At 62.8% G+C, this 23437-nt stretch carries 23 protein-coding genes and 1 riboswitch; of the genes, 12 read left to right on the top strand and 11 right to left on the bottom strand.

Going from position 1 to position 23437, the window contains the following annotated elements; genetic code table 11:
• Positions 1-19 precede the first annotated feature (19 nt).
• Complete coding sequence (locus V8359_RS09340; RefSeq protein WP_336428624.1) at positions 20-2083, top strand: hydantoinase/oxoprolinase family protein; 2064 nt, start codon at positions 20-22, stop codon at positions 2081-2083.
• A complete protein-coding gene (locus tag V8359_RS09335; RefSeq protein ID WP_336428485.1) occupies positions 2080-3819 on the top strand; it encodes a hydantoinase B/oxoprolinase family protein in 1740 nt (579 codons plus the stop codon). The genes V8359_RS09340 and V8359_RS09335 overlap by 4 nt, the downstream gene beginning before the upstream one ends.
• A 7-nt stretch (positions 3820-3826) precedes the next feature.
• Here the strand turns inward: V8359_RS09335 and V8359_RS09330 are convergent, their stop codons facing one another.
• The 7 genes from V8359_RS09330 to V8359_RS09300 are packed head-to-tail and all read right to left on the bottom strand — an operon-like array spanning position 3827 to position 9083.
• The gene (locus V8359_RS09330) at positions 3827-4153 is read right to left on the bottom strand and encodes a DUF3775 domain-containing protein (protein WP_336428484.1); all 327 of its coding nucleotides are present in this window, start codon (positions 4151-4153) and stop codon (positions 3827-3829) included.
• A 60-nt stretch (positions 4154-4213) separates the two neighbouring features.
• Complete coding sequence (locus V8359_RS09325) at positions 4214-4948, bottom strand: SDR family NAD(P)-dependent oxidoreductase (RefSeq protein WP_336428483.1); 735 nt, start codon at positions 4946-4948, stop codon at positions 4214-4216.
• Positions 4945-5508 carry a DUF3833 family protein gene (locus tag V8359_RS09320; protein ID WP_336428482.1) on the bottom strand — a complete coding sequence of 188 codons (564 nt, stop codon included), beginning with the start codon at positions 5506-5508 and terminating at the stop codon, positions 4945-4947. The genes V8359_RS09325 and V8359_RS09320 overlap by 4 nt, the downstream gene beginning before the upstream one ends.
• Positions 5505-6719, bottom strand: coding sequence for an MFS transporter (locus tag V8359_RS09315; protein WP_336428480.1), 1215 nt, complete (start codon positions 6717-6719; stop codon positions 5505-5507). The genes V8359_RS09320 and V8359_RS09315 overlap by 4 nt, the downstream gene beginning before the upstream one ends.
• Entirely contained in the window at positions 6716-7471 is a 756-nt protein-coding gene (locus V8359_RS09310; protein ID WP_336428479.1) for a DUF1365 domain-containing protein, read from the bottom strand. Before V8359_RS09310 ends, V8359_RS09315 begins: the two co-directional genes overlap by 4 nt.
• Positions 7468-8760, bottom strand: coding sequence for an NAD(P)/FAD-dependent oxidoreductase (locus tag V8359_RS09305; protein ID WP_336428477.1), 1293 nt, complete (start codon positions 8758-8760; stop codon positions 7468-7470). Before V8359_RS09305 ends, V8359_RS09310 begins: the two co-directional genes overlap by 4 nt.
• 38 nt (positions 8761-8798) lie before the next feature.
• Positions 8799-9083 (bottom strand): hypothetical protein, encoded by a 285-nt coding sequence (locus V8359_RS09300; protein WP_336428638.1) that lies wholly within the window; start codon positions 9081-9083, stop codon positions 8799-8801.
• On the opposite strand from V8359_RS09300, the gene V8359_RS09295 reads away from it, so the two are divergent.
• The 3 genes from V8359_RS09295 (at position 9027) to V8359_RS09285 (ending at position 12330) form a co-directional block, all read left to right on the top strand.
• Positions 9027-9533 (top strand): sigma-70 family RNA polymerase sigma factor, encoded by a 507-nt coding sequence (locus V8359_RS09295; protein WP_442970343.1) that lies wholly within the window; start codon positions 9027-9029, stop codon positions 9531-9533. The two genes, V8359_RS09300 and V8359_RS09295, sit on opposite strands and share 57 nt — an antisense overlap.
• A 7-nt stretch (positions 9534-9540) precedes the next feature.
• Positions 9541-10200 (top strand): ChrR family anti-sigma-E factor, encoded by a 660-nt coding sequence (locus V8359_RS09290; protein WP_336428475.1) that lies wholly within the window; start codon positions 9541-9543, stop codon positions 10198-10200.
• 102 nt (positions 10201-10302) lie between these two features.
• Positions 10303-12330, top strand: coding sequence for an NADPH-dependent 2,4-dienoyl-CoA reductase (locus V8359_RS09285; RefSeq protein WP_336428474.1), 2028 nt, complete (start codon positions 10303-10305; stop codon positions 12328-12330).
• Between the two features lie 16 nt (positions 12331-12346).
• Here V8359_RS09285 and V8359_RS09280 read toward each other — a convergent pair whose 3' ends face one another.
• Together V8359_RS09280 and V8359_RS09275 are read right to left on the bottom strand one after the other, a co-directional pair.
• The gene (locus V8359_RS09280) at positions 12347-12679 is read right to left on the bottom strand and encodes a hypothetical protein (protein ID WP_336428473.1); all 333 of its coding nucleotides are present in this window, start codon (positions 12677-12679) and stop codon (positions 12347-12349) included.
• Positions 12680-12821: 142 nt separating this feature from the next.
• The gene (locus V8359_RS09275; RefSeq protein WP_336428472.1) at positions 12822-13835 is read right to left on the bottom strand and encodes an alkane 1-monooxygenase; all 1014 of its coding nucleotides are present in this window, start codon (positions 13833-13835) and stop codon (positions 12822-12824) included.
• Positions 13836-14016: 181 nt separating this feature from the next.
• Here V8359_RS09275 and V8359_RS09270 point away from each other — a divergent pair, with 181 nt between their 5' ends.
• The 3 genes from V8359_RS09270 (at position 14017) to ftsY (ending at position 17917) form a co-directional block, all read left to right on the top strand.
• Complete coding sequence (locus V8359_RS09270) at positions 14017-15702, top strand: NAD(P)H-dependent oxidoreductase subunit E (RefSeq protein ID WP_336428471.1); 1686 nt, start codon at positions 14017-14019, stop codon at positions 15700-15702.
• On the top strand, positions 15699-16334 hold the full coding sequence (locus V8359_RS09265; protein ID WP_336428470.1) for a lysoplasmalogenase: 636 nt from the start codon (positions 15699-15701) through the stop codon (positions 16332-16334). Before V8359_RS09270 ends, V8359_RS09265 begins: the two co-directional genes overlap by 4 nt.
• Positions 16335-16399: 65 nt before the next feature.
• Positions 16400-17917: a signal recognition particle-docking protein FtsY gene (ftsY, locus tag V8359_RS09260; RefSeq protein WP_336428469.1), complete on the top strand. Its 1518-nt coding sequence runs from the start codon at positions 16400-16402 to the stop codon at positions 17915-17917.
• 109 nt (positions 17918-18026) lie between these two features.
• On the opposite strand, the gene V8359_RS09255 is transcribed toward ftsY, so the two are convergent.
• The gene (locus tag V8359_RS09255; RefSeq protein WP_336428468.1) at positions 18027-18536 is read right to left on the bottom strand and encodes an MgtC/SapB family protein; all 510 of its coding nucleotides are present in this window, start codon (positions 18534-18536) and stop codon (positions 18027-18029) included.
• Between the two features lie 166 nt (positions 18537-18702).
• Here V8359_RS09255 and V8359_RS09250 point away from each other — a divergent pair, with 166 nt between their 5' ends.
• Positions 18703-19605 carry an EamA family transporter gene (locus V8359_RS09250; RefSeq protein ID WP_336428467.1) on the top strand — a complete coding sequence of 301 codons (903 nt, stop codon included), beginning with the start codon at positions 18703-18705 and terminating at the stop codon, positions 19603-19605.
• A 23-nt stretch (positions 19606-19628) separates the two neighbouring features.
• Entirely contained in the window at positions 19629-20231 is a 603-nt protein-coding gene (locus V8359_RS09245) for an inner membrane-spanning protein YciB (RefSeq protein ID WP_336428466.1), read from the top strand.
• Between the two features lie 34 nt (positions 20232-20265).
• Here the strand turns inward: V8359_RS09245 and V8359_RS09240 are convergent, their stop codons facing one another.
• A complete protein-coding gene (locus V8359_RS09240) occupies positions 20266-21207 on the bottom strand; it encodes an alpha/beta hydrolase (RefSeq protein WP_336428465.1) in 942 nt (313 codons plus the stop codon).
• 112 nt (positions 21208-21319) lie between these two features.
• Positions 21320-21397, top strand: a riboswitch (SAM riboswitch).
• A 55-nt stretch (positions 21398-21452) separates the two neighbouring features.
• Between V8359_RS09240 and metZ the strand changes: the two genes are divergently transcribed.
• Both metZ and V8359_RS09230 read left to right on the top strand, forming a co-directional pair.
• Entirely contained in the window at positions 21453-22634 is a 1182-nt protein-coding gene (gene metZ, locus V8359_RS09235; RefSeq protein WP_336428464.1) for an O-succinylhomoserine sulfhydrylase, read from the top strand.
• A gap of 149 nt (positions 22635-22783) precedes the next feature.
• Positions 22784-23416 carry an acyl-homoserine-lactone synthase gene (locus tag V8359_RS09230; RefSeq protein ID WP_336428463.1) on the top strand — a complete coding sequence of 211 codons (633 nt, stop codon included), beginning with the start codon at positions 22784-22786 and terminating at the stop codon, positions 23414-23416.
• Positions 23417-23437: the final 21 nt, after the last annotated feature.

The raw sequence follows: 23437 nt of genomic DNA, 5'->3' as shown, positions 1-23437 counted from the left end.
GCAGGATGGGACAGTGCGTATGACAAGGCCGGATCACGGGCAGATGGCGGGGATCGACGTGGGTGGCACGTTTACCGATCTGGTTCAGCTTGACCCCGCCACCGGCGAGGTAAAGCTCGCCAAAGTGCCCTCGACCCTCGACAATCAGGCATTCGGCGTCATGGGCGCGCTGGAGGCGGCCGGCAGCGACCTCGGGGCGCTTGACCTCATCGTGCATGGCACGACGACAACCACCAACGCCGTGCTTGAGCGCAAGCTGAGCCGCACCGGGCTTATCACCACGGCAGGTTTCAGGGATGTGCTTGAGCTTGGCCGCCGCACACGGCCACAAGCCTATGGCATGACAGGGCAGTTCACCCCCATCATACCGCGCGACCTGCGCCTTGAAGTGGCCGAGCGGATGGATGCGGATGGAAATGTGCTTGTCCCGCTGGATGAGGACGGCATCGCACGGGCCGCAAAGGTGCTTGTCGATGCGGGATGTGTGTCGGTCGTGGTGCATTTCCTGCATGCTTATGCCAACCCGGCACATGAACGGCGCGCGGGCGAGATTTTACGCGGACTTTGGCCCAACGATCATATCACGCTCGGCCATGCGATCCTCAGTGAGGCGCGTGAATTCGAACGCGGTGTCACGGCGGCAGTCAATGCGTCGGTTCAACCGATCCTTGCGCGCTATATCTCGCGCCTGACCGGTGAGCTTGAGCGGGGCGGATATCGTGGCGACGTTCTGGTCATGAACGGAAACGGCGGCATGGTTTCGGCCCAAACCGTGGCCGACGAGGCGGCCAAGACGGTGATGTCGGGACCGGCATCGGGCGTGATGGCCGCGGCCTTTACCGGGCGGGCGGCGGGCCTGCCCGATCTGATCACCTATGACATGGGCGGCACCTCGACCGACGTGGCAATGGTGCGCAATGCCGAACCTGCGGTCTCGAACGAGATCGAGATCGAATACGCGATGCCCATCCACGTGCCGATGGTCGACGTGCGCACCGTGGGCGCCGGGGGCGGCTCGATCGCACGGGTGACCGAAGCCGGCCTGTTGCAGGTCGGTCCCGAAAGCGCAGGCGCCGATCCCGGTCCGATCTGCTATGGCCGGGGCGGTCGCGATCCCACGATTTCCGATGCCAACCTGCTTCTCGGGCGGCTTGACCCCGAGAAACTCGCGGTGCGCGGCGGAGTGAGTTTGGCCGAAATAGAGACTGTTTTCGACGAACGTCTTGCCCGGCCACTTGGTGTGTCCGTCACCGATGCCGCAGAGGCGGTCATCCGCATGGCCAATACCACGATGGCCGGGGCGATTCGCATGGTATCGCTGTCACTCGGGGCTGATCCGCGCGATTTCGCGCTTTTCGCCTTTGGCGGCGCGGGCCCCTTGCATGCCGTGGCCCTTGCGCGCGAATTGGGCATTCCCCGCGTGCTGATCCCGGCACGCCCGGGCGTCACAAATGCCATAGGTTGCGCGGTTGCCGATCTGCGGCATGACTTCGTGACCACCGTGAACCGGCCGATCGACATGCTCGATCCCGGTGAGTTGGATGATATTTTCGACGCCCAGACGGTTCAGGGCGAGCGGATGATCGCACGCGAACGGATCGCCGCCACCGGCATCAGGCACGTGCATTCTGTGGATATGCAGTTCGTGGGTCAGACCCATTTGCTGCGTGTCGAGCTTGATCATCCGAACCCATCTCCGGCAGAGCTTCAGAGCCTCTTCGAAACAGCTTATTTCCGGCGCTTCCGGGTCAGGCTGGACCGGATTCGCGCCAATCTGGTCAATGTGAACACCTCGGTGATCGGGTCGCGCCCACCGCTCGATCTTGCGCGGTTGATTGATCCCGCAGGCAGAAAGGCCACGATCGATGCGGCCCGGACCGGCACGCGCGACCTGAGGATCGATGGCACAACGCGCGAGGTTGCCGTCTACTGGCGCGATCATCTGCCCCTTGATGCCATGATCGAAGGCCCCGCCATCGTCGAGCAGATGGACACGACCCTGCTGCTGGGTGTGGACGACGTGGCGCGGGGTGACGCGCAAGGCAATCTTGTCATCACAGTTGCGGAAGGCATGGCCCCATGACGCTTGATCCCATCACGCTGTCGGTCATTCAGGCCGGCCTGCAACAGGTCTGTGACGAAATGGATCTCGCCTTTTCGCGGGCCGCCTTTTCGCCCGTGATCGCCGAAGCGAATGATCGCTCGGACGGCATCTATGATGCCGCTGACGGGGCGCTCATCGCGCAAGGGGCGGGCGGACTTCCGGTGTTTGTCGGCACGATGCAATATTCGACCCGTACACTGCTTAGCATGATTGAAAACGGTGATGTGGCCGCACCGTGCCAGGGCGATATTTACATCGTCAATGATCCTTATCTGGGCGGCACGCACCTGATGGATGTGCGGTTTGCCCGACCATATTGGCGCAACGGTGAGATTTTCTGCTGGCTCAGCAACACGGGCCATTGGCCGGATACGGGCGGCGCCGTGCCTGGCGGCTTCTCGGCTTCGGCCACGGCCGTGGAACAAGAAGGGTTGCGCCTCCCGCCAGTGAGGCTTTTCAAGGGCGGGGAGATGGATCCGGAGATCTACGCAATCATCTGTTCCAACATTCGCGTCGCGGATCAGCGCATCGGCGATGTCCGCGCACAGGCCGCCGCGCTTGATCTTGGAGCGGATCGGCTCGATCTTTTGCTTGATCGGTATGGCGACGACACCGTGCGCCACGCGATCACCGAGTTGCGCCGCCGCGCTGCGGAACAAATGCGCAGCTTCGTGGCCCGCGTGCCCGAAGGCCGTCACGAAAGCGTGGCATGGATCGACAGTGACGGGGTGGTGGATGAACCGCTGGCGGTGCGCCTTGCCATCACCCGCGACGGGCCGGATCTACATTTCGATTTCACGGGATCGAGTGCGCCCTGCCGTGGCCCGATGAATTCGGTCCGGGCCACGACACTCAGTTCGGTCTATCTCGCGATGCGCCATATCTTTCCCGAGGTGCCGATAAGCGCGGGGGCCTTTGAGCCGCTTGTCGTATCGGGGCTTGAGGGCACATTCCTTGACGCGCAGTATCCGCGCCCCGTTTCAGGCTGTGCCGCGGAAGTGAGCCAGCGCATTGCCGAGGCGGTGTTCGCCGCACTGGTGCCGGTTTTGCCCGACCGCGTGACCGCCGCACCGGCAGGAACCAGCGGGAACTTCGCGCTGGGCGGGCACGATCCGGCCCGCGGGCGCGATTTCGTGATGTATCAACTTTCGGGCGGAGGTTATGGCGGCCATGCGGAGGGGGACGGGCTTGCCAACGGGTGTTCGACCATCGGCATATCCAAGGCCCCCCCGGTCGAGATCATGGAGCAGGCATTTCCGGTGCTCTATCATCGCTATGCCCTGCATGAAGGATCAGGCGGGGCGGGACGGTATCGCGGTGGTTTCGGTCTTGACTACGAAGTCGAACTGAGGCGCGGGAATGCCACGGCGAGCTTTGTGATGGATCACGGGCGGTTTGGACCGCAAGGCGCGCTGGGCGGTCACGATGGTGCGCCCAATCAGGTTACCGTCTGGCATGGAGATACGCCCTTTACCCCGCCGCACCTGTCAAAAGCACAGGACATCCCCCTTGCTCCGGGTGACCGGGTGCATGTGCGCACGCCCGGCGGCGGCGGGTATGGCGACCCGTTGACGCGCGACCCAAAGGCGGTGGCCAATGATGTGCGTCTGGGCCGGTATGAGCGCGACGCGGCACGCAGGCTCTTTGGTGTGGTGCTTCTCCCCGACGGGGAGGTTGACGAAGAGGCCACACGACTTGCCCGCGCGCACGCATGAGCCGTGCTTAGCCACCCCGCACGAGATCATCCTCGTCATCCGACAGCGACAGGCCAAGCGCATCGGCCCCGTTCTCGAGATGATCGGACAGGTGCGGTGTGCCAAGCAGGTAATCCGCCGTCGGTGTCGTCGCGGACTGGCGGGCGGTGGCGAGCGCCTCATCAAGATCCTCGGGCCCGAAACTGTCACGACCGATCCACATGAGCGCCACGAGACTGGCAAGCTCTTCTTCGCTCATCCGGTCCAGAAAGGCGCGCAATTCTCCCTCGGCGCGGTCAAGTTCCCGCGACATCAGAACCACCTGCGCGATCTTGTAAGTGCTTATGTCCAGCATGTCCGTCCTCCCGGTTTTCACTCCTGACAATGGCGGCGGCGGGGCGGCGCGTCTTTGATCTTACGCAAATATGCGATGATAGAGCCAATGGGGCATGAAGCGGCTGGCCCGAAACAGCAGGGAAAAGAGTTTCGGGAAATGCCGCACAAAGGCTCTGCGATTGCGCATGAGCTTGATCATCTCGGCGGCCGCCTCTTCGGGGTCCATGAGAAAGGGCATTTCGAAATCGTTCTTGTCGGTAAGCCGCGTCCGAATAAATCCCGGATTGGCGATCTGGATGTCGATGGGCGTATCCCAAAGATCGGCCTGCATACTCTCGCCCAAAGTCATCACCCCCGCCTTCGTCGCCGAATAGCCAATGGCGCCGGGCAGGCCACGAAACCCCGAAAGTGACCCCGTCAGAACGATATGCCCCGCATTGCGCTTCAGCATGTAAGGCACGACACGGCCCATCACGCGCATCGCACCGGTGAAATTGATGTCGGCCATTTTCTCGGCCCGGTCGGTATGCCATTCCTGCGACCGCATGGGCCAATAGACACCGGCAAGATAGACGACACCGTCGAAATCTCCGATTGTGCTCATGGCCGCGTCCACCGTGCCCGCGTCGGAGACGTCAAGCGTCACGACATCGGCCTTGGTGGGCAACTCGTCCGCAAGCTCCTGAAGTTCGTCTTCGCGCCGCGCCGAAAGAACAAGCTCGGCCCCCTCGGCGGCCAGTGCGTGCGCCAGTGCCCGTCCAAGACCGGCGCTGGCTCCGATCAACCAATACCTTTTACCCTGAAAGTCGGTCATTGAGCCTCTCGCTTTCGTATCGTCGCGATCAGTTCGGCCACCTTTATGCCGAACTTGCGAAACTGGCTGCGGTTGACGATCACGCCATCGGGCGTGAGATACATCCAATCCGTCACATTCAACACATGACCGCCGGCCGCGTCGGGAAGACGAATGCGATACCGCATCAGAAGGGTCGCCCCAGATTGCCTTCCGTGGCCGGTATCGACAAGGTCGCTCGCGTCAGCCTTAAGGGCTCCGTCATCACCGAGTTCGAGCCACCATTCACGGTCCTGTGTATTCCCGCTGTCATAGCGGAAATGTTCGATCATGCGGCCTCTGTTCCCATCCCAGCGCACGTCAAAGTCCGCTGCAAACCGCGAAACAACCCGCCCGAGCGGGCCATAGATGACACCGTCGCACAAAAGCTCACCGGACAGCACGTCCTTGACGGCGAAATAGGGCTCGGTTTGTGCGTAGTGATCCGGTCGTTGTGATCCGAACCCGAGGCCACGCGACACGAGCCACACAAGCGCCAATGCGCCACCGATCCCCAACAAAACCCAGAGCACTGGTGTCATGTTCCCTCCGTTTCTTCATCAAACCGTGTCACCGCCAAAAGGGCGATCGCGACAAGTTTCAGGACACAAGGCAGCGCGCCATAGGCAAGTGCCAGAAGCGCAAGCGCCGCGCCGGTGTTTTCAGCGCCGGGGTCAAACCCACCGGCTTCGAGCGCCGGCAGGAGCGTGACAGCCGCAATCGCCAGCGTGAATTTCGACACGAAGGACCACAGGCCGAACGCCTCGGATGCACCGGGCGACACGCTTTCCATTCGCCGCGCGAACATCGCGGGTAGAAGGGTCAGGTCCGCACCCACCGCGATCCCCGAAAAGACACAGATCACCGCGAAAGGCCCCACATCCCCTGGCCCAAGGAAAATCGCCCCGGAAAAGGCAGCGATGGCAAGACACATCGCCAGTATGAGCACAGGCTTGGGTCCGTATCTTTCGGCGGCGCGACTCCACCCCGGCGAAGAGATCGCGGCACACAGAAAAAAGAGAAGTAGAAGCGGCCCTTCCCAGCTTTGTGCCTGAAGCACGCTATCCACATAAAACAAAAACAGTGTCGAACTCACCGCAACCGGCGCGGCATTGACCAGCGCGATGATCAGAAGCCGCCGCGCCATGTGGTCTTTCACCACGTTGGCGATCCCTTCGGAGGCGATGCCACCCGCGCGCCATTCGCGCCGCATCGCGATGATCGCGACCACGCCCAGAACCGCGAAGGCGATGGCAAAGGCGCCGTATCCCCCCAGCACAAGAGGGGCGACAGACGCGGCGCAAATGCCCAGAAGCGCGCCGGTCTCGCGCCACCGCGCAAGGGCGAGATACCCGGTGCCTTCCATCGCGCCCCGGACACCTTCGGCATAGAAACAAATCGTGAGATAGCTGAACGCCGAGAACACCAGCGTGAGCATTCCAGCAAACCACCAGAGCGGCGGGACGGGTGGCGGCACCAGAAAAAGGCCGAGCATCCCCGCAACAAGCACCACACCCCCGGCGGCGACGGAAAGGCGGCGATGCCCCTGAAGCCGCCGGGCAAGCCATCCCAGCGCGGGATCCTGCACAACATCAAGAAGCCTGAGCGCAAAGAGCACCGCCCCCAACGCGGCAAGGGACACGCCGAACTGATCGACATAAAACTTGGGCGCGTGGATATAAAGCGGCAGGCCCGCGGCAGCGAGAAACCCGGCGAAAACTGCATAGGAGGGCAAGCGGGTCGCGCGCCTCAACGGCTTACCTCTTCGGTGGGCGGCGCTGGGCGCGACCGGAATCGCGCGCCTTTCCACCAAAGTTTAACAGCCTGCCAGTGAATCAGGGCCAGCACTCGGCGCGACCCGAAAGGCCGACGCAGCGCCGCCCGGATCAGCCCGCCCGTGGTCAGCGGCGCACGCGGCCCCACCAGCGTTGCGATGACACCGCCATTTCCGCGCGTGAGGTCGATACGGATGCCGATACGGTCGTCCCGGATATCAAACTGAAACACATAGCTGCCTTCGACCTTCTGAAACGGCGAGACGTGAAGCACCTTGTCCGCCCTCAGCCGATCCTGCGCCGTGATCGGCTCATGGTCATCGCGATGGCAAAGGTAAGAATGCCGGTCGCCATAGGTGTTCGTCACTTCGGCGATCACCACGCGCAGCGCGCCCTCCGCGTCCCGGCACAGCCAGAACGAAACCGGGTTGAAGACATGACCCATGATGCGCGGCTGGGCCAGAAGCTCGATCCGTTCGGCCTCGGGCAACCCCGCATCGGTCAGCACGTCACGCACCCATGCCGCGCCGCGCCCCGCATGTGGCGGGCCGCCGTGATCCACATCGTTGAGCGAGGCAAAAGCGGCCCTGTTCCTGCCAAAAGCGGTCACTTTCGGACGGGCCGCCTCGGCATCGAGCAGAACGTAATCAACACCGTAGCGAAAGGTGTTTTCTTTCGCGCCCTTGCGCCCGTGCCACGTATGGCCAGCGATATGGTCGATCCCGGTCATGCGGCGGCGGGAAGCCGTGCCCCAGTCATTGTGCGCGCCACCTGAAGGGCGCTCGACAAGCCGTCCTCGTGAAACCCGTGGCCCATCCATGCGCCACAGAACCATGTGTTGCGGGTGCCGTTGCGCGCCGCGATCCGCCCCTGAGCGGCCAGCGCGGCAGTGTCATAGACCGGATGTCTCAGCGTGACCTGATCATAGATCAGTTCCTCTCGGATCGGACGATTGGAATTGAGGGTCACAAAATGCGGATCATCCTGCGGGATCGGCTGCAACCGGTTCATCCAGTAGGTCAGGTCGATCTGCCCCTCGCGACGGCCTTGCCCCTCGGTATAGTTCCACGAGGACCAGACCGCGCGACGCCGGGGCATGATGGTCTGATCGGCGTGCAGAACGATGTCGTTCGGCTGATAGGCGATCGCCCCGAGGTCCGCGCGTTCCTGCGCGTCGGCATCCGCCAAAAGGCGCAGCGTATCGTCGGAGTGGGTGGCGAACACCACCTCGTCATAGTCTTCCCACGCCGCCCCGGACGCCTTGACCGATGCCCCCGATGGACCGCGCTGCACCGCTTGGATCGGTGTGCCGGGGCGCAGGCGCACACCTTGCGCGGCCAACGCGCGTTCAAGCCGCGTCACATAAGAGACAGACCCGCCCGCGACGGTATACCACTGATGCTGACCCGAATAGTTCAGCAGCGCGTGGTTTTCCATGAACTGAAGCATGGCATGGGCCGGAAACTCCATGATCTTCTGCTTGGGCGTGGACCAGATCGCCCCGGTCAGCGGCAGCAGATAGAAATCGCGGAACCACTTGCCCGTGCCCAACCGCTCGAGCAGTTCGGCAATGGTTTGGTCGCGATTGCCAGCGGCGGACAGGGCACGGGCGTTGAATCGGAAAATATCGCGCAACATGCCCAGAAAGCGCGGGCTCATGGCGTTGCGCTTCTGCGCAAAGAATGCACCCGCGTTCTCAAGCCCATATTCCAGCCGCCCGCCATTGATCGAAGCCCCGAAGCTCATGTTGCTTTTGACCACAGGCACATTCAGACGATCAAAGAGCGCGGAAAGCTCGGGGTAGTTCGCATAGTTGAAGACGATGAAGCCGGTATCAACCGGCTGATCCCCGTTCTTGCCGGCAATGACGGTGCGTGCATGTCCACCCAACCTCGGTTCGGCTTCGTAGAGCGTCACATCATGCTCGTCGGCCAGGAAATGGGCGGCTCCCATTCCCGAAACCCCCGCGCCAATCACGGCGATCTTCCGGCGGTGGGGTGGTATGAGTTCGAATGGCATCAGGTATTGGTCCAGTTTTGCTTGAATGGGTGTTCGGATTACGCCATCACCGCCGGATCGGATGATAAATAAATAATCTTTTTTGCACTGATCCAACCGCCGGGACGCTCCGTAATGCCACCAAATGCGATTGACACCACAAACACCGTCTTGGCATCGTCCGGGTTCCAGGCTCCGCTTCGGGGCGCGGTTTCTTCTGTGACAATATGAGGACGGAGTCTGCGGTGGCAGATCGCAAGGTTGAAAACGAATATTGGATAACCTGCATGCAACGGGTTCGCGACGATCAGGATACGGAGGCCTTCGCGGCTTTGTTCGGCCATTTCGCGCCACGCGTTAAGGCGGTGCTCATGCGGTCCGGCACCGATGCGGCCATGGCCGAAGAGTGTGCGCAGGATGTCATGGCGACGGTGTGGCACAAAGCTCAGCAGTTCGACCCGCGCCGGGCCAGTGTGGCGACATGGGTGTTCACCATCGCCCGGAATCGTCGCATCGACATGCTACGCAAGGACCGGCGCCCCGAGCCAGAAGAGCTTGACTGGGGCCCCGCGGAAGAGGCCGACCAAGCAGACGCATTGGCCGTGCAAGAAGAGAGCGATGCACTTGGGCGCGCCATTTCCGAGTTACCGGAAAAACAGCGCGCCCTGATCGAGGCGGCGTATTTCGGCGACATGTCGCATAGCGAAATCGCCATCAAGACAGGGCTGCCGCTTGGAACGATAAAATCACGTATACGGCTTGCGCTGGACCGCCTGCGCCACGCGATGAGGTAGATAGAACATGACAGACACGATCAAACATCATCTGACCGACGACCTTCTGATGGGCTATGCCGCTGGCGCCCTGCCCGAAGCCTTTTCGCTGGTCGTTGCCGCGCATGTGTCAATGTGCGACGAGTGTCGCGCGCGGCTCTGGGCGTTCGACACGCTGGGCGGCGCGCTTCTTGAGGGGGCATCGCCGGACGGCATGTCCCAAGACAGCCTTGGACAGACTCTCGCCCGGATCAAATCCAACCCCGAGGCGGGGCCTACGGCCCCTGAACCGCGGGTTATAACGACTGGCGTGTTTCCTGCGCCACTTCGCGACTACGTCGGCGGCGACCTCGAGGATGTGCGCTGGCGCCCCGTTGGCATGGGCGTGAAACAGGCGATCCTGCCCACCGTGCGGAGCGCGACGGCGCGCCTTCTTTACATCCCTGCGGGGGCCGCCGTGCCCGACCACGGGCATCGCGGCACCGAACTGACACTGGTGTTGCAGGGCGCTTTCTCGGACGAGACCGACCATTTCGGCGCGGGCGATATCGAGGTTGCGAACGAAGACCTCAACCATACACCGGTTGCCGGAATCGAGGCCGATTGCATCTGTCTCGCGGCGACCGATGCCCCGCTCAGATTCAACAGTCTGATCCCGCGTCTGGCACAGCCGTTTCTGCGCATTTGATCGCGCTGATCTCAGGGCGCGCAGCGGAACCTTAACGCAGCGTTCGGAGTGACAAGGTCCGCCACACTTGCCAAGATGACGGCGCAACCCCGGAGGCCGCAGATGACCGATTATCCCCACCTTCTCAGTCCCCTCGATCTTGGGCATGTGACGTTGAAGAACCGCGTGCTCATGGGGTCCATGCACACCGGGCTCGAAGAGACGAAGGATTGGAACCGCGTCGCCGAATTCTATGCAACGCGGGCGCGGGGCGATGTCGGCCTGATGGTGACGGGCGGTATGGCCCCAAACCGCGAAGGCGGCGTCTTTCCGGGTGCGGCCGGGCTTTTTTCGGACGAGGATATCGCCAATCACCGCATCGTCACCGACCGGGTGCATGAGGCCGGCGGGCTGATCGCCATGCAGATCCTCCATGCGGGCCGCTATGCCTATGGCAAGGAATGCGTGGCCCCCTCGCCCATCAAATCGCCCATCTCGCCGTTTCAGCCGACCGAGCTTGATGAAGAGGGTATCGAGAAGCAGATCGCCGACATCGTGACCGCAGCCACCCGCGCCCGCGAAGCAGGGTATGACGGGATCGAGATCATGGGATCGGAAGGGTATTTCATAAATCAGTTCCTTGTGCGCCACACCAACAAGCGCGAGGACCGTTGGGGCGGATCATACGAAAACCGCATGCGCCTCGCCATCGAGGTGGTGCGCCGTGCACGCGCGGCGGTGGGACAAGATTTCATAATCATCTACCGTCTGTCGATGATCGACCTCGTGCCCGATGGGTCAACCTTCGACGAGGTCGTGCAACTTGCACAGGAAATCGAGACAGCGGGCGCCTCGATCATCAACACCGGCATCGGCTGGCACGAGGCGCGCATCCCGACCATCGCCACATCGGTTCCGCGTGCAGCTTTCACATGGGTGACGCAAAAGCTTATGGGCAAGGTGGGCATACCTGTCATCACCTCGAACCGGATCAACACGCCTGAACGTGCCGAAGAGGTTCTGGCTTCGGGTGCCGCCGACATGGTGTCGATGGCGCGGCCTTTCCTTGCCGATGCCGATTTCGTGGCCAAGGCCAAGGCGGGAAAATCCGCCACGATCGCGCCTTGCATCGCCTGCAATCAGGCCTGCCTTGACCATACGTTCTCGGGCAAGCTGAGCACCTGCCTTGTCAATCCGCGCGCCTGCCACGAGACCGAGCTTGTGATCGAACGCGCAGAGACCGCCAAATCCGTTGCGGTGGTCGGCGCGGGGCCGGCTGGCCTTTCGGCGGCGCTGACCGCGGCCGAGCGTGGCCACGATGTGACATTGTTCGACCGCGACGACCGTCTGGGCGGTCAGCTCAACATGGCGCGCGAAATCCCCGGCAAGGAAGAGTTCCATGGCCTTGTCCACTGGTTTCAGACCATGGTGGCCGATGCAGGGATTACCCAGCGCCTCGGACACGAGGTCACGGCGGACGACCTGAGCGGGTTCGACGAGGTGATCATCGCCACCGGCGTCATTCCCCGCGATCCCGGTATCGACGGACAGGACGGGCCCAATGTGCGCAGCTATATCGACGTGCTCCGCCGCAAGGCCCCGGTGGGCGACCGTGTCGCGATCATCGGCGCGGGCGGTATCGGCTTCGACGTGGCCGAATTCCTTGTCACCGGCGAAGAGAGCCCGACCGAGGATCTTGAGGAATGGCTCGAGGAGTGGGGCGTGGCCGACCCGGCCGAACATCGCGGCGGTCTTGCCCCCAAAGGCCCACAGCCCGATCCGTCGCTGCGACAGGTCACCCTCCTGCAACGCAAGAACGAACGGCCCGGCAAGCGCCTTGGCAAGACGACGGGGTGGATTCACCGTGCCGCGCTTCGAATGAAGGGGGTCGAGATGATGAGCGGCGTCAATTACGAGCGGATCGACAGCAACGGCCTGCATGTCAGCTTTGGCGATGCGCGCGCGAACCCGACGCTGATCGAAGTGGATACGGTCGTGCTCTGTGCCGGGCAACTCTCCGAACGGAGCCTCGCCGACGCTCTTGAGGCGAAGGGCGTGCCCTGCCATGTCATAGGTGGGGCCGAGATCGCCGCCGAGCTGGATGCCAAGCGCGCCATTGATCAGGGCACCCGCCTCGCCGCCGAACTCTGAGCCTGCGGGCCGGGCGTCACACACCCACATCCGGGCCGAGACAATGCAGCGGCTCGGAGCTTTTCTTGACCTCGTAAAGCTCGGTCATTTGGGGGTTGTTCTCAAAGCGGGCGACAAGGCCGCGTGCGCCCCGCTCAAAGCTCCAGCATTGCGGATCGGGCTGGGTTTCATAGACGAAACAGATAAGCTCGCCGTCCTGATACCATTCCCCTTCCTGACACTTGCCATCGAGAAAGGACCAGCGCACGCGCCGCCCCTCAAGGTATTCCTCGGCACCGTAGGCCGACCCGCGGCTGCCGTAGTAGAAGGTTTTGCCAAGGGTGTATTCGTCGAATTCATCGGCGCTCATGAATGGGTCGGCGGGCGCGGGCAGCGCGCTTGCAACAAAACATGAAAGGATGACGGCCGGAAAGGTCAGTAGGATGCGCATGGAGGCACTCTGCCAGATGCCGAAGGCGATTTCCACTTTGTTTGATGCGCATCCCGTCGCATCATGTCCAGCGCGCAACGCGCGGGTCCATCATCTTGCGCCAGAGCGGCGGAACCAGTGCGATCGCGGCCATCGCGGGCACCGGGAGCGGCAACATCGGCATATCCTCGTGCAATCTCAGGGCGGGAAAAGAGCGCGTCGGCGCGACATGATGGTCGGAATGGCGCGGCGCATTGACCATCAGGGCCGAAGAATACCAATGCGGCGCGTTCCACGAGTGCCGCACCCCCACCGGCTCAAGCCGTCCGTTGTCCTGCACCCGGCGGCGCAGCCCGTAATGCTGCACGTAATCAGAGAGTAGAATTTGCATCTGAGCATAAAGGCCCAGCGCGATGAAAACCGCCATCCCGCGCCAGCCAAGCCAAAGCCCGGAAAGCATCAGGCCGGCAAGCCCGACCGCAACATAGAGCAGGTAAGGGTGCCGCCACCGGGGCCGCCCGGCCCGGCGCAACATCGCGCTTTCTTCTCTGAGGCCCGCCCGGAACGACCCCACCCCCGCCTTGAGCGCATAGCGGTAGAAGCCGCGCCCAAGCGGGGGGCTATTGGGGTCGGCATCGCTTCCTACGTGAACGTGATGAACCCTGAGATGCGCGCTTGCGTGATGGCCCACCAGAAGGCTTGCATAGACGGTCCGCCCCAGAAGGCGATCACCCCGCCGGGGTCTGTGGATCAGCTCATGCGCCACGGGGTGTGAAATCTGACCAAAGACCAGCCCCGCGGCAAGCGCGATCAGAAACCGTTCAACCCCGCCAAGTCCGCTTGGCCCCGCCACGGCCCAAAGCGCCACGATCAGCAGTGCGAAATGCCCCAGACCCAGCACACGAAGCAGCCAGACCGCCGCCGGAAATTCGGCCCCCTCCTCGGCGTTGATCACCTCGCGCGCAACGAGCCGGTCGAGCAAAAACACAAGAACAGTCATGTAGCCAACCGCCAGCCACGCCACCGGCCCGCCCCAGAGCGCCGCCGCAGCGATCAGCACGAGCGGCGCCAGCGTTGCGAATGCGAAGAGTGCCATGTCTTTGCCGGTCTCCCTGTCTGTGACTGGCCGAGATGGGAACAACGCGCCGTCTATAGGCAACATATTAACGAATCACGACAATGCCTAACGAATCCGCGCGCCCAAGCGTCGTTTTTGGCCTCGCCAGACCCCGGCTCTCCCGGTTATCACGGTGCAGACCAAAGCAGGGGAGTCTGACATGGCACTGGATGAACGCAAGGGCGTGTGGAAATCGGGCAAGGGCAAAGGCCGCACCACGCCCAAGGGCCGCCAGCTTGACGATCAGGCCTGGAGCGAGGTTCAGGACCTGCTGGGCACGCAACCGCGCAACCGCGACCTGCTGATCGAGTTCCTGCACCTCATTCAGGATGCTTTCGGGCATCTGTCGGCGGCGCATTTGCGAGCGCTCGCAGAAGAGCTGCGCATCAGTCAGGCCGAGGTCTATGAGGTTGCCACCTTCTATGCGCATTTCGACGTCGTGAAAGAAGGCGAGACACCGCCGCCCGCGCTGACCATCCGGGTGTGCGATTCGCTGGCCTGCGAGATCGCAGGCGCGCAACAGTTGAAATCGGCGCTGGAAGAGGGCCTCGACCCGACCGAGGTGCGTGTGCTGCGCGCGCCCTGCATGGGCCGTTGCGACACGGCACCTGTTCTTGAGCTGGGTCATAATCACATCGACCATGCCACCCCCGAAAAGGTTAAGGCGGCGATCACCGCCGAGGACACTCACGCCCACATCCCCGACTATCAGGGCCTCGTCGCCTATCGCGACGAGGGTGGCTATGAGACGCTTGAGGATATTCGCGCGAATGGCGACTTCGAGACGATCCAACAGACGCTTCTCGATGCCGGGTTGCGCGGCCTTGGCGGCGCGGGCTTCCCGTCCGGTAAAAAGTGGGGCTTTGTGCGTGCCGAAAAGGGGCCGCGTTACATTGCCGTCAATGGCGACGAAGGCGAGCCGGGCACGTTCAAGGACCGCTACTATCTTGAGCGCGTTCCGCATCTTTTCCTCGAAGGTATGCTCATTGCCGCTTGGGCCATCGAGGCCGAGAAATGCTATATCTACATGCGCGACGAATATCCGGCTGTCCTCAAAATCCTTGCCGACGAGATCATGGCGCTGGAATGGGCCGGCATCGTCGATCCCGGCTATATCGAGCTGCGGCGCGGCGCGGGCGCCTATATCTGCGGTGAGGAATCCGCGATGATCGAATCGATCGAGGGCAAGCGCGGCCTGCCGCGCCACCGTCCGCCTTTTGTGGCCAATGTTGGTATTTTCGGACGTCCCACGCTCGTCAACAATATCGAAACGTTGCACTGGGTCACGCGCATCCTGCGCGAAGGTGGCGAGGTTCTTTCGGGGATCGAAAAGAACGGTCGCAAGGGCCTTCGTTCCTTCTCCGTGTCGGGGCGCGTTAAAAACCCCGGCGTCCACCTGCTGCCCGCAGGCTCGACCATGCAGGACATCATCGAAGCTTCGGGCGGTATGCTCGATGGTCACAGCTTCAAGGCGTATCAGCCGGGCGGCCCCTCGGCCGGGCTTCTGCCCGCCTCGATGGCCGATATCCCGATGGATTTCGACGTGTTGCAAGAGCATGGCACGTTCATCGGCTCCGCCGCGATCGTGGTGCTTTCGGATCAGGACAGCGCGCGCGACGCGGCGCTCAACATGCTGCGCTTCTTCGAGGACGAAAGCTGTGGACAATGCACGCCGTGCAGGGTCGGCTGTGAAAAGGCCGTGAAGCTGATGCAGGCCGACAGATGGGATCAGCCGCTTCTTGAAGAGCTTTGCACCGCTATGGCCGACGCGTCGATCTGTGGTCTGGGGCAGGCCGCGCCAAACCCGATCCGCCTTACGATGAAGCACTTCCCCGACGAGGTATGACAACCGCGCTTCTGGTGGCCGCACTCCTGTCGCTGGTCTATGGCCTGTGGTTCTGTGCCGCCCCGGTGAGCCTTGCCAGAAGCATGGTCAAAACCGGCTCGGTCGTGGCGTTGGCGCTGGCAGCATTGTTGGGGTCCGGTCCGCTTCTTCTCATTGTGGCTCTGCTGCTTTGTGCGCTTGGCGATTGGCTTTTGTCACGCGACGGCGAAGCGGTGTTCATGGCGGGCGTCGGGGCCTTCGCGGCGGGGCACATCGCCTATGTCGCGCTTTTCCTCACCCGACCCGAGACGGGCGCGCTTACCCTCACAACGCCGCTTAGCCTTGGGCTGGTGGCTTTGGGGGTGATCATGGCGGTGCTGCTTTGGTCACGGGCGGGTGCGCTGCGCGGGCCGGTCATGGGGTATATCCCGATCATCCTTTCGATGGAGATCACGGCTCAGTCGCTACCTTCCACCGGCGCGCTGTCGCTGGCGCTGCCTGCCGCGTTGCTTTTTATCGTCTCGGATATCACCCTCGCCTTCGAGATGTTCGTCCTGCGTGCGGGATCGGCCCTGCGGCGCATCGCGCCCCGCGTGGTCTGGCCGACCTACTGGATAGCGCAGCTTGGGCTCATGCTCGCTTTCAGCGGCTGAGCGGCCCCTTTCAAATCCTGCGGAACAGGACTACGTGAAGAGAAGTAAAAGTTCAGGAGCTGATTATGGCCTTCTTCAAAAAACTCAAGGACCGGCTCTTCAAATCCTCTTCCAAGATCGAAGAGGGGCTAGATGCCATTGTCGAGGATGGCGGTATCGAGGAGGAGGTCGCGACCACAGGCGCGGCTGCTGCCGATCCTGATCCCGACACGCCGCCACAGCCAAAGCCCGAGCCAACTCCCGGCCCCGACACACCCCCCGAGCCACGGCCCGAGCCAACTCCCGGCCCCGATACGCCCCCCAAGCCCGAGCCTGAGCCGGTGCCCGAGCCGGACACTCCCGATCCTGCGCCCGAACCGACGCCTGTGCCCGAACCGGACACGCCAGACCCAACCCCGACACCCGAGGAAACGCCCGAGCCGGACCTGCCCGATCCGAGACCCGAACCAACACCTCTTCCCGACCGCACACCCGGCTCCGATCCGGCGCCCACGGGTGTGCCCGCGCCCCAGCCGACGCCGGCGCAACCGCCCGAACGCGGGCCGGGCGTCATGCCGCCCACCGATCCGCAGCCGGCCGACACCCCCCTTGAAGCGCCCGCACCACGACCGTCGCCCGCGATGCCGGAAACGCCCGTCACGCCCGCTCTTCCCCCCGAGATGCGCGGCGACGGGGCCGTGACAGAGGAGGAGGCCAAGCCCGGCTTTCTCGGGCGGCTTCTGGGGCGCGGTGAGAAAACCAAGGTTCTGCGCCGTGCCCTTGACGATGATATGCTCGAACAGCTCGAAGAGCTTCTGATCACCGCCGACATGGGCGTTGATACCGCCCTGCGCGTGACCGCCAACATGGCCGAGGGCCGTATGGGAAAGCGGCTTTCGACGGACGAGATCAAGGCACTTCTGAGCACCGAGATTGCCCGCATCATGGAGCCCGTGGCGCGCCCCATGCCGCTCTATTCCAAGTCCCCGCAGGTGGTGCTGGTTGTGGGGGTTAACGGCTCGGGCAAGACCACGACCATCGGCAAGCTCGCGTCTCAGTTCAAGGCGGCGGGCAAATCGGTGGTGATCGCCGCGGGCGATACGTTCCGCGCCGCCGCCGTGGAACAGCTTCAGATCTGGGGCGATCGCGCAGGCGTTCCCGTCCTCACGGCACCCGAGGGATCAGACCCGGCAAGCCTTGCCTACGACGCGATGGACCGGGCCGAACGCGACGGGGCGGATTTGCTGATGATCGACACCGCCGGTCGTTTGCAAAACCGCGCCGACCTGATGGAGGAACTGGCCAAGATTGTCCGCGTGATCCGCAAGAAGGACGAAACCGCGCCGCATAACACGCTTCTGGTGCTTGATGCGACCACCGGGCAGAACGCGCTGTCTCAGGTCAAGACCTTTCAGGAACTGGCTGATGTCTCCGGCCTTGTCATGACAAAGCTTGACGGCACCGCCAAGGGGGGCGTTCTCGTGGCGCTGGCCGACAAGTTCGGCCTTCCGATCCATGCCATCGGCGTCGGTGAGCAGATCAATGACCTTGCCCCGTTCGACCCGGAGGATTTCGCGAACGCGCTGACCGGACGAAGCGTCTGAGCCAAAAACGTTTCGCCTTTAACCTGAGACACCAGCGAAACGCGTGCAACGCCTGAATGTCGCGCCGCGTTTCGCGAAAATCTGTGGTCCGGGTTTTTCGCGAAACGCTTTAGCTGTCGGTCTCGTTATTGGTGGAGCGATGGGTTCCAAGCCGGCGCTCCAATATGCGCAGGCCCAACAGAACGACCACCACGATAACCGTCGCCAAGGCCGCTAACGGCACCTGACCGGCCCCACATGACAGCCCGATCGCACCGGCCAGCCAGAGCGACGCGCCGGTGGTGATGTTGCGCACCTTGCCTTGCGAGGTGAAGATGATCCCTGCCGCAAGAAAGGCGACGCCGGCCGTCACCGCCTCGACAAGGCGCAGGGGATCGACCCGAAGCGCATCCTCCGCACCGAAGGGAAGGCTGGCGAGTTGCTGGCTCACGATAATAAAGAGGCAGGCCGCGAGTGACACGAGCATATGCGTTCTCAGCCCGGCCGGCTTCTCGCGTGCCTCGCGCTCAAAGCCTATGAACCCGACCAGAACGATGGCCGCGATCAACCGGGTTGCGGCGACCGTTGGCTCAACCACGCTGAAGGTGCCGTTCAATTCGTCGATGATCACGTCCAGCATGTGCCCTCCTGAGAGCCCGGCATGCTTGCCCCGGCCCTCGTGTTTCTGATCCTGCGGCGTCTTGTGCGATAGGTGAAACGCGGCGCACGCCGCGCGGCCCCGACCGTGTTGTAACGCGCGTCTTTTAGCCTTGTTCCTTCTATAGGTAAGAGGCACAACCCATCGGATGAGCGACTGGCTGATATCCATGGAAGGCACTGCCGCCGGGCACCATCTCGCGATGGTGCTGGCGTTGTTCGCGGCCCTCCTGCATGCCGTTTTCGGCGCGATTCAGAAGGGGCGGCACGATCCGTGGCTCACGCGTGGGGCGGTCGATGTCTGGCTTGTTGTTCTGGCTGCGCCGTTCGCGCTCTTTGTGGTGCCATGGCCCGAGCCGCATATGTGGCCGCTTTTCGCCGGGGCGGTGGTGATCCATGTGATCTACAAGGTTTTTCAGGCGCAAGCCTATAGCAAGGGCGCCTACACGGTAGTCTATCCGGTTGTGCGCGGCACCGGCCCGCTTTTCGCGGTGATCGGGGCCTATCTTATCTTTGGTGAGGTCTTTACCCTCATCCAATGGCTGGGTGTGGCGGTGCTTCTTGCGGGGATATTCGGGCTCGCGGTCTATAATCTGGTGTTCCTGATCATCGACCGTGATACGCTGCCCGTGGCGCTTGGCCTTGCCGTGATGACAGGGCTTCTGGTGGCGTTTTACACAACCTATGACGCCTATGCGATCAGATCGACCGCCAATCCCTTCACCTTTCTTGCGTGGTTCTTCATGTTCGAAGGCATGACGATGCCGTGGGTCGCGGCGTGGCGCTGGCGGCGGATGCCGGTGCGCCCCGATTTGCGGCCTTTGGCCACGCGCGGCTTGATCGGGGCGGTTGTGGCCCTCATGTCCTTCGGGTCGATCATGCTGGCCACCCGGCTCGACAAGGTGGGCGAGGCTGCGGTTTTGCGCGAAACTTCGGTGGTGTTCGCGGCACTTATCGGCTGGCTTGTTCTGCACGAAACCGTGGGGCCGCGCCGCATCGCGCTCATGGTGCTCATTGCGCTTGGCGCGGTAATCGTTGAAATGGGCGGGTGATCCGCCCGCAAATGAGGTTCGAGATGTCCGAGAAGAAGATCAACCCCAAGCTCAAGACCCTGCTGGAATTGGGGCCGATCCTGCTGTTTTTTGTGGCCTACCTCTGGCTCAAGGACAGCACGTTCACCATCGGGGGGACTGAATATCAGGGCTTTATCGTCGTCACCGCCGGGTTTATTCCCGTTTTCCTTGCCTCTATCGGGGCGCTCTGGCGGCTGACCGGGCATCTGTCGCGGATGCAAGTGATGACCGCGGTGCTGATCGTCGTCTTCGGTGGTCTCAGCGTGTGGTTCAACGACCCGCGCTTTTTCAAGATGAAGCCCACGATGATCTACTTGCTGTTTGGTGGCGTATTGCTCGCAGGGCTCCTGCGCGGAAGCTCGTACCTGCAATCCTTGATGGAAGGGCTCATGCCACTCACTGACCAAGGCTGGATGATCCTGACCCGCAGGCTGATGTATTTCTTCTTTTCTCTGGCGATACTGAATGAAATCGTCTGGCGCACGATGTCCGAGGAAACATGGGTCTATTTCAAGACGTTTGGCCTCACCGTAGCGATTTTCCTGTTCTTCATCACCCAAGGTAAGCTCTTCTCGGAACACGGCACCGAAGAGAGCGACGGCTAAGCGGGGAACTTGGAAAGGATGGGGCCTTCGGCGCTCAGGCCCGGCCCCAGCTTCGACCCAGCGACCGCTGGGATTTTGCACGCCTGAGCCGCGACCAGCGCGGATCGGCCCGCTCCGGCAAGGCGGCCTGCAATCGCGCCAAGGCCGTGCCGTCCCGGTCGCGCATGAGGCGCGCATAGAATTCCATCAAACCGGGGCGCGTGTAGGTGGACCAATGGCACGCGAATGCCGCCCGTCGCGTTGGCGGCACTCCGGCCCTGCACAACACATCGCACACCTCCTCGTGGTCGATCTGAAGTTTGAGCACATGCGCATCCACAGCGAGCCCGTCGCCCATTGCACGTTCGCCCCGAAGGGGGGCGCCCATTGCCGCTTCGAACAATAGATCGAAAAGATCGTTTTCCCGGCTGGTAACCGTGATGATCCGGGCCCGGCGCCCAGCGGGGCTGTTCAATCCGCGCATGGCCGGACCCCGGAATTCCGCAGGTGCCAGAAGGATCACCCGGTCAAAAAGTCTGGCACAGACCGGAGCCGCCTCGAGCGCGGCAAGAACCACCCGCGCGCCCAACGAATGCGCGATCACATGCACCGGGCGCCATGGCTGGCGTGCGCGGATCACTCCGACAAGTCGGGCAAGGGCGCGTCCGGCCTTGCCAGCACGCAGGTAAGCCGACCAGAGCGCGCCCCGCGCGGGCCAGCCAAAGGAAATGCCCACCCCCTCGTCCCCATCGCCCCGCCCGAAGCCAAGGCCATGCGCCCAGCCTTGCGCCGTGCCATCACACAACGCCCCATCAGCCGAGTTCAACGTGCGATGAGGACAGGCCCGACCATGCCCGGGCGCGTATTTATAGCCATGCACCATGATGATAACTGGGCCCTCTGACTCAAGCGCCTCATGCACCCGGGGTGTGACCGGCCCCGTGCCGGCATGCAGGGCAAGATCATCGTGAACGACGTCAATACATAGAAGCGGCATGGGCAACTCCACACTATATCTTGTAGAAGCGGCTAGCCGTATCCTGCGACGAATTTGTTAAGCACATGTATCACCAACATGACGTTGTTGACGCGCCACATCCCGGCGGCTATTGCAGATGCGTGGCGATTTGTTACCGGATTGCGGGCCACGTTAAACATTCCCGCTAAAAGGTCAGGACCAAGGCCCCCTTGCGCTTGACCGCATCGGGGCTTTTTCATGGGCATTCGCCCGGAGGTCGGAACATGACACAAGACTGGAACACACGGACCAAGCTGGTCCATGGCGGCACCCGCCGATCACAGTATAACGAGGTGAGCGAAGGGATCTTTCTCACTCAGGGCTTCGTCTATGAAAGCGCCGAACAGGCCGAGGCCCGCTTTGTCGAAAGCGGACCGGACGAGTTCATCTATGCCCGCTATGGCAACCCGACTGTCGCCATGTTCGAGGATCGCATTGCCGCGCTCGAAGGGGCGGAGGCCGCGTTTGCCACCGCCTCGGGCATGGCCGCGGTTTCGGCGGCGCTTACCTCCTGCCTCAGGGCCGGGGATCACGTGGTCGCGGCGCGGGCGCTTTTTGGCTCGTGTCTCTATGTGCTCGAAGAGATCCTGACGCGCTTCGGGGTCGAGGTGACCTTTGTGGATGGCACCGACCTTGACCAATGGCGCGCCGCGCTGCGCCCCGACACAACGGCCGTCTTTTTTGAGACGATAGCCAATCCGACCCTCGATGTGATCGACCTTCCGGTGGTGGCCACCCTCGCCCATGAGGTGGGCGCGCGGGTCATCGTGGACAATGTCTTTGTCACGCCGGTGCATTCGCGCGCCATCGAACAGGGCGCCGACGTCGTCGTCTATTCCGCGACCAAGCATATCGACGGACAGGGGCGCGCCCTTGGCGGTGTGATCCTGGGTACGTCCGAGTTCATCCGAAAAACGGTCGAGCCTTACATGAAACACACCGGCGGCGCGATGTCACCCTTCACCGCCTGGATCATGCTCAAGGGGCTTGAGACGATCTCGCTTCGGGTGCGCGCCCAGACCGCCTCGGCGCTGGCTTTGGTCGACAAGCTTCAAGGGCATCCCAAACTTGTCCGCGCGATTTACCCCGGTCATCCCGGCCATCCACAGCACGATCTGGTGATGCGCGACATGGGTGCGGGCGGCACGGTCGTGGCGCTTGATCTCTCTGGCGGTCAGAAGGCCGCGTTCCGCTTTCTCAACGCGCTTGAGATTGTGCTTATCTCGAACAATCTGGGTGACGCGAAATCCATCGCGACCCACCCCGCCACCACCACGCATCAGCGCCTGCCCGACGATCAGAAGGCCGCGCTTGGTATTACACCGGGCCTTGTGCGGCTTTCGGTGGGTATCGAAGACCCGGATGATCTTCTGACAGATGTGATGCAGGCGCTCGACGCTGTCTGATCCGGTGCGCGCCACTCAAAGGCTGGCGCGCAACTTGTATCTCGATGAAACTTCAAGTCCGGAAAGAAGGCGCATCGCGCGCCCGGCTTACGCGGTGTTAACAAGCCTGCCGTGACTGTTCCCTGATCCAACGAAGGGGGACGGGAACCATGCTGCGCTTTATTCACGGCGGCGATCTTGGCGCATACCCGCAACTGGCACATGCCATGTTTCGTCACCGCGCGATTCAGTTTCACGACAGGCTGGGGTGGGATGTGCGGGTGAGCGCGCACGGTGAAGAGCGCGATCAGTATGATACGCTCGATCCACTCTATGTGATATGGGAGCCGCGCCCCGGACAGCATGGTGGGTCGATGCGGCTGATGCCAACGACCGGGCGCACGATGATCAACGATCATTTCGCGTATCTTCTTCCGGATGGGCGGATCAACGATTCGCGCGTTTGGGAATGCACGCGCTTTTGCCTTGCGCCCGGCGCGTCGGGGCGGGTGCCCGCGCTTTTGATGCTCGGCGGGGGAGAGGTAATCCGGGGCCTCGGGCTTTCACATTATGCGGGCGTGTTCGATGCGGCGATGATCCGCATCTACCGCCTGATCGGCGCGTCACCTCTGGTGATTGGTAGCGCGGGTGAAGGCCGGGGGCGGGTGAGTGCGGGGCTTTGGGATACTCCTGATGCCGCACGCGCGCGCGTGGCAAGGCGCGCTGGCATCTCCTCCGACTTGGCCGCGCATTGGTTCCGTCGTGCCGGGATCGTCCCACGCGAGATGGCCCGCGCCGGATAACACTCCCGAACCGCCTCACGA

Origin of the sequence: Roseovarius sp. E0-M6 (genome assembly GCF_037083845.1) — a bacterium.
In the GTDB taxonomy this organism is placed as follows: Bacteria; Pseudomonadota; Alphaproteobacteria; order Rhodobacterales; family Rhodobacteraceae; genus Roseovarius.
This window is presented reverse-complemented; position numbering and strand designations above follow the sequence as displayed.

What these genes read in the sequence shown, in the direction of transcription:
- V8359_RS09330 (WP_336428484.1), bottom strand. Translation starts at nt 4,153, where the DNA reads ATGCTGGACATAAGCACTTACAAGATCGCGCAGGTGGTTCTGATGTCG.
- V8359_RS09280 (WP_336428473.1), bottom strand. Translation starts at nt 12,679, where the DNA reads ATGAGCGCCGATGAATTCGACGAATACACCCTTGGCAAAACCTTCTAC.
- V8359_RS09270 (WP_336428471.1), top strand. Translation starts at nt 14,017, where the DNA reads ATGGCACTGGATGAACGCAAGGGCGTGTGGAAATCGGGCAAGGGCAAA.
- V8359_RS09265 (WP_336428470.1), top strand. Translation starts at nt 15,699, where the DNA reads ATGACAACCGCGCTTCTGGTGGCCGCACTCCTGTCGCTGGTCTATGGC.
- V8359_RS09310 (WP_336428479.1), bottom strand. Translation starts at nt 7,471, where the DNA reads ATGACCGGGATCGACCATATCGCTGGCCATACGTGGCACGGGCGCAAG.
- V8359_RS09240 (WP_336428465.1), bottom strand. Translation starts at nt 21,207, where the DNA reads ATGCCGCTTCTATGTATTGACGTCGTTCACGATGATCTTGCCCTGCAT.
- ftsY (WP_336428469.1), top strand. Translation starts at nt 16,400, where the DNA reads ATGGCCTTCTTCAAAAAACTCAAGGACCGGCTCTTCAAATCCTCTTCC.
- V8359_RS09320 (WP_336428482.1), bottom strand. Translation starts at nt 5,508, where the DNA reads ATGACACCAGTGCTCTGGGTTTTGTTGGGGATCGGTGGCGCATTGGCG.
- V8359_RS09285 (WP_336428474.1), top strand. Translation starts at nt 10,303, where the DNA reads ATGACCGATTATCCCCACCTTCTCAGTCCCCTCGATCTTGGGCATGTG.
- V8359_RS09325 (WP_336428483.1), bottom strand. Translation starts at nt 4,948, where the DNA reads ATGACCGACTTTCAGGGTAAAAGGTATTGGTTGATCGGAGCCAGCGCC.
- V8359_RS09305 (WP_336428477.1), bottom strand. Translation starts at nt 8,760, where the DNA reads ATGCCATTCGAACTCATACCACCCCACCGCCGGAAGATCGCCGTGATT.
- V8359_RS09245 (WP_336428466.1), top strand. Translation starts at nt 19,629, where the DNA reads ATGTCCGAGAAGAAGATCAACCCCAAGCTCAAGACCCTGCTGGAATTG.
- V8359_RS09230 (WP_336428463.1), top strand. Translation starts at nt 22,784, where the DNA reads ATGCTGCGCTTTATTCACGGCGGCGATCTTGGCGCATACCCGCAACTG.
- metZ (WP_336428464.1), top strand. Translation starts at nt 21,453, where the DNA reads ATGACACAAGACTGGAACACACGGACCAAGCTGGTCCATGGCGGCACC.
- V8359_RS09340 (WP_336428624.1), top strand. Translation starts at nt 20, where the DNA reads ATGACAAGGCCGGATCACGGGCAGATGGCGGGGATCGACGTGGGTGGC.
- V8359_RS09290 (WP_336428475.1), top strand. Translation starts at nt 9,541, where the DNA reads ATGACAGACACGATCAAACATCATCTGACCGACGACCTTCTGATGGGC.
- V8359_RS09295 (WP_442970343.1), top strand. Translation starts at nt 9,027, where the DNA reads ATGCAACGGGTTCGCGACGATCAGGATACGGAGGCCTTCGCGGCTTTG.
- V8359_RS09255 (WP_336428468.1), bottom strand. Translation starts at nt 18,536, where the DNA reads ATGCTGGACGTGATCATCGACGAATTGAACGGCACCTTCAGCGTGGTT.
- V8359_RS09275 (WP_336428472.1), bottom strand. Translation starts at nt 13,835, where the DNA reads ATGGCACTCTTCGCATTCGCAACGCTGGCGCCGCTCGTGCTGATCGCT.
- V8359_RS09250 (WP_336428467.1), top strand. Translation starts at nt 18,703, where the DNA reads ATGAGCGACTGGCTGATATCCATGGAAGGCACTGCCGCCGGGCACCAT.
- V8359_RS09335 (WP_336428485.1), top strand. Translation starts at nt 2,080, where the DNA reads ATGACGCTTGATCCCATCACGCTGTCGGTCATTCAGGCCGGCCTGCAA.
- V8359_RS09300 (WP_336428638.1), bottom strand. Translation starts at nt 9,083, where the DNA reads ATGGCCGAACAAAGCCGCGAAGGCCTCCGTATCCTGATCGTCGCGAAC.